This is a genomic window from bacterium, from assembly GCA_037147175.1.
In the GTDB taxonomy this organism is placed as follows: domain Bacteria; phylum Cyanobacteriota; class Vampirovibrionia; order Gastranaerophilales; family UBA9971; genus UBA9971.
This window is the reverse complement of record JBAWVS010000001.1, coordinates 62,711-75,131: the sequence shown is the minus strand read 5'-3', so window position 1 is coordinate 75,131 and position 12,421 is coordinate 62,711. Positions and strand designations below refer to the sequence as shown.

The window sequence follows — 12,421 nt, the reverse complement described above, 5'->3', positions numbered from 1 at the left end:
CACTATGAAAATTATTCATCTTGCCGATTTGCATCTGGGCTACAGGTCATATAATAAATTAAGTCCTGAAGGCTTGAATATTCGGGAAAAAGATGTTGTCAAAACATTTAAAGAAGCACTTGATAAGGTTTCAGAACTTAAACCTGACCTTGTTTTGATGGCGGGAGATATTTTTCACAAGCCAAGACCGAGCAATTCCACAATTTATTTGACGATTAAGCTTCTTAATAATTTCAGAAAAAACTGCAATGCTCCTATAGTTCTAATTTCAGGCAACCATGAGTCTTCAAAGTCGGTGGAATCAGGAAGTATTCTAAAACTTCTTGAAACTACCATTCCAAATGTTAAAGTTGTAGATGGGCAAATTGAACAGGTTGTCTTCGAGAATTTAAATGCAAGCATTTTATGCATTCCGCATAATGCTTTGTATGAACTCAATAAAACAACTTTAACTCCTGATAGAGGTTATAAATACAATGTTTTGACTATGCATTGTTCTTATAACAGCGTAAAATGCCCTGAATTATCCAAACATAGCTCCGAAGAACTTGTTGATTCAGAGAAGATTAACGGTTCAGAGTGGGATTATGTAGCTCTGGGGCACTATCACAAATATACAGAGCTTGAAGAAAACATATATTACTCTGGAGCGATAGAAAGAACCAGCTCAAATATTTGGCAAGAAGCCAAAGACCCTAAAGGTTTCATTGAATATAACCTTGAAACAAAAAAAATAACGTTTCATCCGCTCCAAACACCAAGAACAGTGGTTGATATAAAAAAAATTAATGCGGATACTCTCACCGCAGAGGAAATTAACGCCTATATTGATGAAGAAGTAGCAAAAATAAATGATTTTGAAAATTCTATAGTTAGAATAACCCTTGATAACATAGACCCTCTGGCGATAAGAAATCTAAATTACACTAAAATCAGGGAATACAGAAAAAAAGCAGTTCATTTCATGCTTAATTTCATAAAAAAGGACGTGAATCTGACTTTTGACAAGGAAGGAAACCCTGTCGAAAAACGAAAAAACCTTCATGAAGCACTTGATGCAGAGTTAAATGTTTTTGAATTGGCGCAGGGGTTGAATCAGGAAATGTTTAACAATCTGGCAAAAGATTATTTAAAGGCTGTAAGTATATGATAAGATATTTTTTATGAAGCTTAAATCATTAAAACTTGAGAATTTCAGGCAGCATGAAGACTCTTTTATAGAGTTTACAGACGGCATTACTATAATTAACGGCACTAATGGTGCCGGAAAAAGTACTATTCTTGAAGCAATAACATGGTCAATATATGGAACTGATGCTGCTAGAGGAAATAAGGACACAATAAAGTTTAATAAGGCTAAAGCAAGAGCAAAAGTCAGGGTTGAACTTATTTTTTACCTTGATGACGAGGTTTTCAGAATTGAAAGATTTCTGGACAAAGCAGAGCTTTATTTGGGAGACAATCAGGCTCCGATTGTTACAACACAGCAGGAAGTTACTAAATACCTGACAGACAAACTGGGAATGACAAAAGATGAGTTTTTTAATACTTATTTTACAGGTCAGAAAGAGCTAAATTTTCTAGGAAACCAGAAACCGCTTGAAAGAAGGAAATTTATTTCCAAAGTTTTGAACTATGAAAAGATAAGAGAAATTCAAGAGCAGATAAGAACTGATAAAAATAGTATTAACTATGAAATAACAGGATTAAAGCAAGGTATTGCTGATTTGGATTCTCTTAAAGAAGAAAAAAAGATTGCCCGAGCCGAATTGGAAGAAATTAATAACAATTTAGTCGCGAAGCAAAAAGAATTTAACAAATGCACCGATGAAATTGCTAAAATTGAACCTGAATGGGAAAAAATTAAAGAAATTAAGGAAAAATTTGACAAAAATACTCGAGAAATCGAATTTTTGACAGAAAAAAGTGCTTTTATGGAAAAAAATATTGTTTCTTTAAAGGAAAAATTTGAAAATCTGGAAGAAAAATCAAAAATTCTTGCAGAAATAAGTAAATTTGAGACAGAGTACAAAGAAACAGACTTCAAAATCAAGGAATTAGAGAAATTACAGGAAAAAGAAGCATTACGGCAAACTTATCTTTCTAAAATTGAGGGTTTAGACAAAGAAATTAAAGAAAAAACTCTTCAACAGGAAGAAGTTATTAAGTCAGGGAAAGAAAAACGTCTTATTGTAGATAAAATACCTTTTATTAAGGAAGAAATTTCCGATTTAATTGAAAAAATCAAGGAAATTGAAACGAAAATCACTGCATGTAAAAAAGAAAACGAAGTTTTAATTTCTCAAAAGCAGAAAGAAGTGGAAAAAACGCAAAAACAACTTTCTTTGATTAAGAACAAAGGTGAAGAAGGGATTTGTCCTACCTGTGAAAGGACCTTAAAAGGAGAATTTGAGAAAGTTACAGGTAATTTTAAAGACCAGATAAAGACTTTAGAAAAAGAAATACAAATTTTAAAGACAGAATACGAAAAATTGAATGTTAATTCGGCTGAATTAACTGAATTTAAAAAGAAAAAAGAACAAAAAGAAAAAGAATACGCTGAGTTAATGAACTTTCAGGGTCAGTATGAGGAAGAAAAAAGACGATTTTTAATTATAAAAAATGAAATTGAAACTAAAACTCTTGAAAAAATAAAAATCAAGGAAGAACTGGTAAAAATACCGGAAGGATTTGATAATAAGACTTTAAACAACTTAAGAGAAAAAATTCTTCCTCTTAGAAATAATTACGAACAAATTTTAACGTTAAATGCCGAGTTAGCTGACTTTGACAAAATTAAAAATGAGCTTCAAGACTCAATAGGAGTGAAACAAGAAATAGAAACAAAAAAAAAGCAAGCTGACAAAGAATTAAAAGAATTTAATTATTCAGAAGACAGCTTTTTAAAAATCGAAAAGGCTTTTCAATTAACAAAAGAGTCTTTTTATAATTTAAAAAATGAACTTGGTAAAATTGAAGAGCAAGAAATAAATAAAAAAGATAAGCTTGAATGGATTAAAAAACAGGAAGATTCCAACAAGGAAAAACTCAATTATATAAAAGAAAAACAAGGACGATTAGACCTGCTTATCGAATTAGAAAGATTTTACGGTCAATTCTGGGAAAAATTAAACAATCAGGCACGTCCTGAGATTTCGGAACTTGCAAGCAAATTTCTTGTAGATCTCACTGATGGAAGATATTCAGAGCTTGAATTAAACGAAAAATATGAAATATGCCTTCATGATGACGGTGAAATCAAGCCGGTTATCTCAGGAGGAGAAGAAGACCTTGTTAATCTTTGTGTAAGGCTTGCTATTTCTCAAATAATTGCACAACGATCAGGTAAAACTCTGTCTTTATTAATTTTGGATGAAATATTCGGTTCTCTTGACGAAAATAGGAGGAATAACGTAGTAAATTTATTGAGAAATCTCATAAATAACTTCGAGCAGGTAATTTTAATTACTCATATTGAAGACATAAAAAATGAAATAGACAATATAATTACCATAGAATATAATACTGAAAAAGGTTCCAGTAAAATTATCCGAAATTAAGCAAATTTTAATGCCTTTCTCTCTTTCTTACAAAAACTTTTTGTAAAGATTTGTAAAAACGAATGGATAAAACTATCAACTTTTATTTTTAGGATTATTATAATTAGCAGATACAAAATTTAATTAATTAAGTAACAAAAGGAAGTAACTAAAAATGAAAATTCAACAATCAAACATTGCTTTTGGGACTAAATTAAAGATTAATATTCAAAAAGAAAACAAACTCTTTGAAAAATTTATTGCAGGCGCAAATGCAGCAAAAACCGAACTGGCTAACAACGGAATTAAAGATTCTTTAAATTTAAATTTTGTTCCTGCAAATTCCGATGTTTTTTATCGATCCGGGGTCGATCGACCAAAGGAAACTCCTGCCTCTTACTTTTCTCTCTCGCTTGGCGGTATTCAGCAGCTTTTTGATTCTACTTCAATCGGTGAAAAAGTAACTAATCCTATATTTAAAAGCGCTGATGCGACAAAAAAATGGATTTTAGAAACCTATACGAAATTAACAACGAAGGTTAATTCTTAAATATTTAAATGTTAAATCGCAAAAGCATCATCCTCATCAAGTGCGGTTTAGCTCTTTTCTTTCCGGTAGGCTAAAATATCCTGTTTTGTATGATATACTAAGGCTAATCGGAGAAAAATATGAAACAATTTACACCTAAAATTCCTGAAGAATTTAATTTTTCAGAAATTCTATATAAAAAATCCGACTGGGTTGGCACTATCACAATAAATAGACCCGAAGTTTACAATGCCTACAGCATAATTACCCTTCAAGAAATGATTACCGCCCTTCAGGATGCCTCATGGGATGACGGGATTGCAGTAATTATAATAACAGGAGCAGGAGAAAAAGCTTTTTGCACAGGCGGTGACGTAAAAGAATACGCTTCTGAATTTATAAACCGACCGCGTGATTTTTACAAATGGATGGGCGTTTTTAACCAATTTCATGACTTATTGAGAAATTGCGGAAAACCCACAATAGCAAGACTCAACGGGATGGTTGTCGGTGGGGGAAACGAAATTAACATGTCTTGCGATTTGGCGGTAGCCGCTGAACACGTTACTATAAAACATGTAGGAACAAGCATAGGAAGCGTCGCAGCAGGAGGAGCAACTCAATTTTTGCCTATTATTGTCGGAGACAGACGGGCAAGAGAAATTCTTTTATTAAATGAATCTATAAATGCACAAAAAGCCCTTGAGTGGGGACTTGTAAACTATGTTGTGCCTTATGAAGAACTTGATTCAAAAATTAATGAACTAACCCAAAAACTTATAAATAAATTCCCTGAATGCACCAGATATACTAAACAGCAGCTTAATTTTTGGAAAGATTTCGCATGGCATAGTACTATAGGACATGCAAAAGATTGGCTAAGCCTTCATTTTTCATCTCTTGAAGTTCATGAAGGAATGCAAGGCTTTGTTGAAAAAAGAAATCCTGATTACTTAAAAATAAGAGAAAAAGCTAAAAATAACCAATCCTCTGAAACACTCTGGGGTGCAAATTTAAAAGAGTGCAAAACCTGTAAAACTAAATACTTGCCTGAAGAATTTCATTTCTGCGGCAAGTGCGGATCTTCTTTACATTAAGTATTAAAAGGTTTTTTATAAAAAGACTCTGCGTTATCATAACTAAATATATATGAAAAGGATTTTTTATGCTTAATGATTTTCCTGAAGAACTTCTTACGGAAGTCGAAGAAATAGATACTCAGCACATGGAACTTATCTCCAGAATAAAAACACTTCATGAGTCTTATTTAAAAGGGATAGATACTGAGAAACTTCTAGAAACATTTGAGTATATTAAACATTACATAAATGAACACTTCGCAACAGAAGAAAATTGCATGCTTAAGCTTAATTATCCTCATTATGAACAGCATTTGAATGACCATGCAGCTTTTGCGGAAGATTATTTGAAACTCGAAAAATTGTTTAAAAAAGAAGGCTTTTCATCCGATTTCAATCTTGATTTTAACGTACAGCTCATAGATTGGATAAGAAAGCACGTTCTTGGTGAAGACAAAATTCTTGCCGAATTTATTCTTGAAAAAAAAATGAATTCCAAGCAGGTAAAAAAAGACTAGAATTTAAGAAATGAACAATATTAATATAAAAATAACTGATTCTTGGGCAAAAATAACTTTTTCAAAGCCTCCGTTAAATATTTTCAGCATTGAAGACCTGATTTTTCTTGATAAAACCTTACAAGAATTGAAAAATCAGAAAACATTACGAATGATTATTTTTGAGTCCGACCAACAAATATTTTCAGCAGGAGTCGATATAGCGGATCATTTGCCTGAAAAAGCTCCCGAATTAATTAAAGCCTTTCATAAGTTGATTTTTACCATGATAGATTTGGAAATACCAACGCTGGCACTTGTAAAATCAGGTTGTTTTGGAGGAGGAAGCGAATTTGCTTTATTTTGCGACTTTGTTCTCGCTTCAGAAAATGCTTTTTTTGCTCAGCCTGAAATTAAACTTGCCTGCTTTCCTCCTTTATCAATAACTCATTTGACTTATTTAACAGGGAACAAAAAAGCACTGGAGCTTATTTTAACGGGAGAAAAACTGTTATCTAAAGACGCTCTAGCCGCAGGACTTGTTAATCATGTTTTTTCAGAAGAAGAATTCGACAAAAAAACTGATGAATTTATAAATTCCATAATCCAAAACAGCTCAAGCGTAATAAGAACAACCCTTAATACTTATAAAAAAATCAATTATGCCGGTTTAAAGGAAAAAATCGAATTTGCAGAAAAAGTCTTCCTCGAGGAACTGCTAAAACTTCATGACTACGCCGAAGGAACAAACAGCTTCATTGAAAAGCGAGTTCCTGTTTGGAAAGACTGTTAAAAAAGGTTTAAAAAGAAATGTTAAGGTTTTTTAAATTAATTTTAAACTTCTAAAAACCAAATTAATAGTTTAAAAAAGTCAAAAAACAGATTTATTAAAGGCAAATTTGTTTTTTGACTCAAAAAAACATGGTTTTTAATGTATTTTTAGAAAAAAACTAAAATATTGATTAATTTCCGATATTACCAAATTATATCAGTACTTGACCAGTAATTAATGTTATATAAACATATATGGTATGTATGTATTTATTAAAACAGATTAAATAATTTGAAATATTTTTGTTTAAATAGTAATATAAGCTCAAAAGCTTAGATTAAAACATGTTAAGGAGGCAAATATGGTGAATTCAGCATTTATACCAAGAGGACAAGAGTTATCAAAAGAAGAAATCAAATCATTGATAACAGAAAACAACGTTAAGTTTATCAGACTACAGTTTGTTGATATTAACGGTCAGGTTAAAAACATGGCTGTTCCCGCAGAACAGATTGATAAGATTCTCAATAACGAAATTATGCTTGACGGATCTTCAATTAAAGGTTTCAGAAGCATTGAAACATCAGATATGTATTTCTATCCGGACAGAAAAACCTTCTGTATTCTTCCTTGGAGAGGCAAAGAGGCTTCAAATGTTGCAAGATTGATTTGTGATATTTATAATCCTGATGGAACACCTTTTGAAGGCTGTCCAAGAACAAACCTGAAAAAAGTTCTTGAAGAAGCAAGAAAACTTGGTTATACAATTAATTTTGGACCTGAATGCGAATTTTTCCTTTTCAAAAAAGATGAAAATGGAAGACCTACTGCTGTAGCTCATGATGCTGCAGGTTATTATGATGTCGGTCCTGATGATCTCGGAGAAGATCTTAGAGCTGAGATGGTTACCACCCTTCAAAAAATGGGCTTTGATATTGAAGCAAGCCACCACGAAGTTGCTGAAGGTCAGCACGAAATTGATTTTAAATATGGTGATGCTTTAACAACTGCTGATAATGTTGTAACTTTCAAAGTTGCTGTCAAATCAATCGCGGCTAAATACGGCTTACATGCAACATTCATGCCAAAACCAATCTTTGGTGTTAACGGTTCAGGTATGCATTGCAACTTCTCTCTTAATAAAGACGGCAAAAATGCGTTCCTTGATGAGTCAAAACCATATCAACTTAGCCAGGAAGCTCTCTGGGCAATTGGTGGAGTTCTTAGAAACATTAGAGGTATTGCTGCTATTACTAACCCTACGGTTAATAGTTACAAACGTTTAGTTCCAGGGTACGAAGCACCTGTTTATCTTGCATGGTCAGCTGCTAATAGAAGCGCTTTATTAAGAGTCCCTGCAAAACGCGGTCCTGCTACAAGAGTTGAGTTAAGATCACCGGATCCAAGCTGCAACCCATATATGGCATTTGCTGCGATTTTAACTGCCGCTTTAGACGGTATTCAAAACAAAATTGATCCGCCGGCTCCTGCTGAAACAAACATCTACCACTTGACCGAAAAAGAAAGAAAAAAATTAAGAATAGATTCTTTACCCGGCAGTTTAGAAGAAGCTCTTGATTTGGTTGAAAAAAGCACAGTTGCTAAAGAAGCTCTTGGAGAACACATTTTTAATGAATTTATTTCAGCCAAGAGAAGAGAATGGGATTCTTACAGAACTGCTGTAAGCCCATGGGAAATCGATGCTTATTTAGAAAAATACTAGAAATTAGTTCTATAACAAGAAACAGGGCGGTGTTACCGCCCTGTTTCTTTATTTTTATCAAAATTATTTACTTGATAAATCACCAAGTATTTTATTAGACGCTGCAACGCTTTCTCTGCTAAGACAAAAAGCCGACAATAAATGTCGGCTTTTTAAGAATATTATTTATTTGATTAAATGCTATAAGCAGCAATTGAATTATAAAGTTTTTCCTTTTCAGAAGCTGTAAGTTTAACAAGAGGTGATCTTACAGTTTCTTCAAGAAGTCCTTGTTTTGCTAACACGGCTTTTACAGGAATAGGATTGGGGGAAGTGAATATTGCTTTGAACATTGGATATGATTTTAAATGAATTTCTTTTGCTTTTGCAATATTTCCTGATTTAAATTCGGTAATTATTTGCTTAATATCTTTTCCAATGATATGAGAAGCAACACTAATCACTCCGTAAGCTCCAATTGCTAACATCGGAAGAGTTAAACTGTCATCCCCGCTATAAATAACAAAATCATCAGGCGTTTGTATTCTGATTTCGGTAACCAGATCAATATTAGGATTGCTCTGTTTCACTGCCGCAATATTTTTATGGTTTTGCGCAAGTTTCGAAATTGTTTCAGGCTCCATGTTTATGCCTGTTCTTCCGGGGATATTATACAAAATTATCGGAAGGCTTGTCGCTTTTGCAATTTGCCCGAAATGCTCTAACAAACCTGCTTGAGAAGGTTTATTGTAATAAGGAACAACCGATAAAATTGCGTCAGCTCCTGCTTTTTCAACCTTTGTAGAAGTTTCAACAGCTGTTTTTGTGCTGTTTGAACCTGCACCCATTACAACTTTGGCTTTGTTTCCTACAACATTTTTTACGACTTTTAAAATTTCGAGTTCTTCTTCATGGGTTAAAGTTGGTGATTCTCCTGTTGTTCCTGCCACAAGAATAGCATCAGAACCATTATTTATAAGATAATCTGCCAGTTTTTCAACTGTATTATAATCTACTTCAAAATTTTCATTAAACGGGGTCACCATTGCGGTAACTACTTCACCTACGTTTATGCGCATACTAATTTCTCCTTTTTTATCATTTTATTGTCATTGCGAGGAAGAGTTTTAGCTCTGAAGTGGCAATCTATAGTTGCCTAAAGTAAATTCATTTCTACAAGTTTTTCAGCAAGTCTTACTGTGTTTAGAGCTGCACCGATTCTCAAATTATCGGCAACAACCCATAAAGCAAGCCCGTTATCAAGAGCAAGTTCTTTTCTTATTCTTCCTACATAAACCGGGTCTTTCCCTGCGGCTTCCAGAGGGGTAGGATACTCTGATCTTGCAGGATTATCTATAACTGTAACACCATAAGCATTTGATAGAAGTTCTGTTGCTTTTTCAGGAGTGATTTCTGTTTCAAATTCAACACTTACAGCTTCACTATGGCTTATAAATACCGGTACTCTAACGGCTGTACAAGAAATAGGGGTATCATCAGCAAGGTGAAGAATTTTTTTTGTTTCTTCCGATACTTTCATTTCTTCTTTTGTGTAGCCGTTTTCGCAAAAAACATCTATTTGCGGAATTAAATTAAAGGCGATTGGCTTTGTTATGAATTTTTTATAGTTATATTGCTCTTCGTTTATAGCCGCTTTTGTACCTTCATAAAGGTCGTCAATGGCTTCTTTACCGCCGCCGCTGACTGATTGATAGGTGCTTACTATAAGACGTTTGATTTTTGCATAATCGTGAAGAGGTTTTAATACAAGCATTAATTGAGAAGTAGAGCAGTTTGGATTAGCTACTATACCTTTGTTGAGCCTTAAATCTTCATCGTTAACCCCTGCAATAACAAGAGGAACATCTTTGTCCATCCTGAAAGCACTTGAATTATCAACAAGTATAGCCCCTCTTTTAACTATTTCATTCGCTAAAGCTTTGCTTGTAGAAGCTCCTGCCGAAGCAAGCACTATATCTATTCCTTCGAAAGCTTCCGGTCTTGCTTCTTCTATAGTATATTTTTTTCCTTTAAATTCAATTTCTTTTCCTGCGCTTCTTGCACTTGCAAGAAATTTTATTCCTGTATACGGAAAACTTCTTTCTTCAAGAATTTTAAGGATTTCTCCTCCTACAACTCCCGTTGCTCCCAATATTGCAATATTTACTTCAGTCATTTTTCTTTGCGCCTCTAATTTTATTACATGATACTAAGTTTATTATAAACAACAAGTTCAGAGAAATTTTTTGTAAAGTTTTGTAAAAGCATGTGGATAAAAGCGTCAATTATTTTTCAGGTTTTGTTTTTAAACTTTTAGATGTTAACTTACTTTAATAAGACAAAAAGGGGAAAGAATTTATGGTTTCATCAATACAATTTTTGCAGAATAGAGCAGCAAATTTAAACAGGGTAGGATTTGCGGCAGAAAAAGAAAACACTGAAGCATCGCAACCAAAAGATTTTGAAGAACAAATAAAAGATGCTTTTGTAAAGTCAAAGCAATCACAAGTTATTCCTGAATCCCCCAAAGAAGAAGTAAAGGCAGAAGAACCGCCGGTTGTTCCAGAACCTCCTAAAGAAGATATTGTTAACTTAGAACCGCAGACAGTTATTCAAGAAAGTCCCAAAGAAGATAATGTAGAGGCTGAACTGCCGCCTGTGATTCCAGAACAAACTAAAGAAGAAGCTTTGAAACAAAGAAAACTCGCAAACAACCGTCACAACCGTATTGGTATTGGTATTGGAATCATTACCGGGGCATTATTATCAACAGGACATCAATTTTTAAAAAAAGCCACACTTCTCAAGCATGTTTCAAGAATAGTTGGAGGAGCTGTAATTGGCGGAGGATTAATGGCTGTTGTCAATTATTTCACCAAAAGCGTTTCAGTAAAGGCACCTCAAGAAAAACAAAAAGAATCAATCAAATAAATTTTGTCTAAAGAATATTTTCAAGTCCGTAAACAAAATCTTTGTTATTCACAACATGCCTGATACCAAGCACAACGCCCGGCATGAAACTAATTCTGTCAAAAGAATCATGTCTGAGTGTAAAAGCCTGTCCTGCCGAGCCGAAAATAACTTCCTGATGTGCAATAAATCCGGGAAGCCTCACACTGTGAATATGAATATTTGATTCTGTAACTCCTCCTCGTGAACCTTTGTAGGTTTCAACTTCAGGGCAATTATCTTTTCCGAATTCAGCACGTTCCTGCGTCATAAGTTGGGCTGTTTTTATTGCAGTTCCTGACGGAGCATCTTTTTTGTTATTGTGATGAAGTTCGATAATTTCTGCGTTAGAAAAATATTTTGAAGCTTTCTGAGAAAACATCATCATTAAAACTGCACCTACTGCAAAATTTGGTGCAACTAAAGCCCCCAATTCTTTCTGTTCAGACAATTTTTTAAGTTCTTCAAGCTGGCTTACAGTAAGTCCTGTTGTGCCAATTACAGGTCTTGCGCCGTTTTCAAGAATCAGTTTTGAGTTTTCAAACACCAGATCAGGATTTGTAAAGTCAACAACAACATCAATTTTTTTTGTTTTTAAAGCATGCTCAAGGGAATTTTCTATTAAAACCCCGCAGGTTTTATTTTCGACAATTTCACCGATGTCTTTTCCTGTATTTATAACATCTATAGCCGAAACAAGCTCCAAATCAGCCTCTGCATTAACTGCTTTTATGACTGCCTGACCCATTTTTCCGCAAGCACCGCTTACCGCTACTTTGATTTTGTTTGTCATGTTTATTTCCTTATATTTTTATACTTTTTTTATTTATAATTTTCCTTTGTCCTACAGAAACAAGTTCGCGAAGACAGTATGTTTTATTCTACGCAATGACAATACAATGAAGATAATTCACATGCAATTTTATTATTTTTGTTTTTGGTATAATGTAATCGATTAATGGTTAGTGTTGAAAAATAAAGTCCAAAAAAAGAGGATATTATATGATAAATTCTGTTGTTCTTGTAGGGAGAGTCGGTCAAGATCCGGAAATGAAATATTTTGAATCCGGTAAAGTTAAAACTGCTTTTTCTGTTGCCGTAAACAGATGGACCAAAGAAGGCGATAAAACTGACTGGTTTAACATAGAATTATGGGATAAAAGCGCTGAAATAGCCGGTGAATATGTTAAAAAAGGTCGTCTTGTTGCAATAGAAGGTCGTCTTGACGTAAGCGGATGGACAGATAACGAAGGAAACAAAAGAGAAAGATACTTTGTAAGAGGTACCAATCTGCGTCTTCTTGGTGGCAAGGGCGAATCATCCTTTGTGAATGAATAATTCTATTAAGGAGAAA

Annotated in this window: 12 protein-coding genes; 9 read left to right on the top strand and 3 right to left on the bottom strand. The window is 33.7% G+C overall.

Annotation, left to right across the window (positions count from 1 at the left end; translation table 11 throughout):
- Positions 1–4 precede the first annotated feature (4 nt).
- The 7 genes from WCG23_00405 (at position 5) to glnA (ending at position 8,139) form a co-directional block, all read left to right on the top strand.
- Positions 5–1,150: an exonuclease SbcCD subunit D gene (locus WCG23_00405; protein MEI8388320.1), complete on the top strand. Its 1,146-nt coding sequence runs from the start codon at positions 5–7 to the stop codon at positions 1,148–1,150.
- Between the two features lie 13 nt (positions 1,151–1,163).
- The gene (locus tag WCG23_00400; GenBank protein MEI8388319.1) at positions 1,164–3,560 is read left to right on the top strand and encodes an AAA family ATPase; all 2,397 of its coding nucleotides are present in this window, start codon (positions 1,164–1,166) and stop codon (positions 3,558–3,560) included.
- 154 nt (positions 3,561–3,714) lie between these two features.
- The gene (locus tag WCG23_00395) at positions 3,715–4,089 is read left to right on the top strand and encodes a hypothetical protein (GenBank protein MEI8388318.1); all 375 of its coding nucleotides are present in this window, start codon (positions 3,715–3,717) and stop codon (positions 4,087–4,089) included.
- A gap of 119 nt (positions 4,090–4,208) precedes the next feature.
- On the top strand, positions 4,209–5,165 hold the full coding sequence (locus WCG23_00390) for an enoyl-CoA hydratase/isomerase family protein (protein MEI8388317.1): 957 nt from the start codon (positions 4,209–4,211) through the stop codon (positions 5,163–5,165).
- Positions 5,166–5,233: 68 nt separating this feature from the next.
- Positions 5,234–5,665, top strand: a complete 432-nt coding sequence (locus tag WCG23_00385) for a hemerythrin family protein (GenBank protein ID MEI8388316.1) — start codon at positions 5,234–5,236, stop codon at positions 5,663–5,665.
- A gap of 10 nt (positions 5,666–5,675) precedes the next feature.
- A complete protein-coding gene (locus tag WCG23_00380; GenBank protein ID MEI8388315.1) occupies positions 5,676–6,437 on the top strand; it encodes an enoyl-CoA hydratase/isomerase family protein in 762 nt (253 codons plus the stop codon).
- 340 nt (positions 6,438–6,777) lie between these two features.
- On the top strand, positions 6,778–8,139 hold the full coding sequence (glnA, locus tag WCG23_00375; GenBank protein MEI8388314.1) for a type I glutamate--ammonia ligase: 1,362 nt from the start codon (positions 6,778–6,780) through the stop codon (positions 8,137–8,139).
- Positions 8,140–8,312: 173 nt separating this feature from the next.
- Here glnA and dapA read toward each other — a convergent pair whose 3' ends face one another.
- Positions 8,313–9,197 carry a 4-hydroxy-tetrahydrodipicolinate synthase gene (gene dapA / locus WCG23_00370; protein ID MEI8388313.1) on the bottom strand — a complete coding sequence of 295 codons (885 nt, stop codon included), beginning with the start codon at positions 9,195–9,197 and terminating at the stop codon, positions 8,313–8,315.
- A 77-nt stretch (positions 9,198–9,274) separates the two neighbouring features.
- On the bottom strand, positions 9,275–10,294 hold the full coding sequence (locus WCG23_00365; GenBank protein ID MEI8388312.1) for an aspartate-semialdehyde dehydrogenase: 1,020 nt from the start codon (positions 10,292–10,294) through the stop codon (positions 9,275–9,277).
- Positions 10,295–10,476: 182 nt separating this feature from the next.
- Here WCG23_00365 and WCG23_00360 point away from each other — a divergent pair, with 182 nt between their 5' ends.
- The gene (locus WCG23_00360) at positions 10,477–11,049 is read left to right on the top strand and encodes a hypothetical protein (GenBank protein MEI8388311.1); all 573 of its coding nucleotides are present in this window, start codon (positions 10,477–10,479) and stop codon (positions 11,047–11,049) included.
- 7 nt (positions 11,050–11,056) lie between these two features.
- Here the strand turns inward: WCG23_00360 and dapB are convergent, their stop codons facing one another.
- On the bottom strand, positions 11,057–11,848 hold the full coding sequence (dapB, locus tag WCG23_00355; GenBank protein ID MEI8388310.1) for a 4-hydroxy-tetrahydrodipicolinate reductase: 792 nt from the start codon (positions 11,846–11,848) through the stop codon (positions 11,057–11,059).
- 221 nt (positions 11,849–12,069) lie between these two features.
- Between dapB and ssb the strand changes: the two genes are divergently transcribed.
- Positions 12,070–12,405 (top strand): single-stranded DNA-binding protein, encoded by a 336-nt coding sequence (gene ssb, locus WCG23_00350; GenBank protein ID MEI8388309.1) that lies wholly within the window; start codon positions 12,070–12,072, stop codon positions 12,403–12,405.
- The last annotated feature ends 16 nt before the right edge of the window (positions 12,406–12,421 follow it).

Coding starts and splice junctions, on each gene's coding strand:
- WCG23_00400 (MEI8388319.1), top strand. CDS start 1,164: ATGAAGCTTAAATCATTAAAACTTGAGAATTTCAGGCAGCATGAAGAC.
- WCG23_00365 (MEI8388312.1), bottom strand. CDS start 10,294: ATGACTGAAGTAAATATTGCAATATTGGGAGCAACGGGAGTTGTAGGA.
- glnA (MEI8388314.1), top strand. CDS start 6,778: ATGGTGAATTCAGCATTTATACCAAGAGGACAAGAGTTATCAAAAGAA.
- WCG23_00380 (MEI8388315.1), top strand. CDS start 5,676: ATGAACAATATTAATATAAAAATAACTGATTCTTGGGCAAAAATAACT.
- WCG23_00385 (MEI8388316.1), top strand. CDS start 5,234: ATGCTTAATGATTTTCCTGAAGAACTTCTTACGGAAGTCGAAGAAATA.
- WCG23_00405 (MEI8388320.1), top strand. CDS start 5: ATGAAAATTATTCATCTTGCCGATTTGCATCTGGGCTACAGGTCATAT.
- WCG23_00360 (MEI8388311.1), top strand. CDS start 10,477: ATGGTTTCATCAATACAATTTTTGCAGAATAGAGCAGCAAATTTAAAC.
- dapA (MEI8388313.1), bottom strand. CDS start 9,197: ATGCGCATAAACGTAGGTGAAGTAGTTACCGCAATGGTGACCCCGTTT.
- WCG23_00395 (MEI8388318.1), top strand. CDS start 3,715: ATGAAAATTCAACAATCAAACATTGCTTTTGGGACTAAATTAAAGATT.
- ssb (MEI8388309.1), top strand. CDS start 12,070: ATGATAAATTCTGTTGTTCTTGTAGGGAGAGTCGGTCAAGATCCGGAA.
- WCG23_00390 (MEI8388317.1), top strand. CDS start 4,209: ATGAAACAATTTACACCTAAAATTCCTGAAGAATTTAATTTTTCAGAA.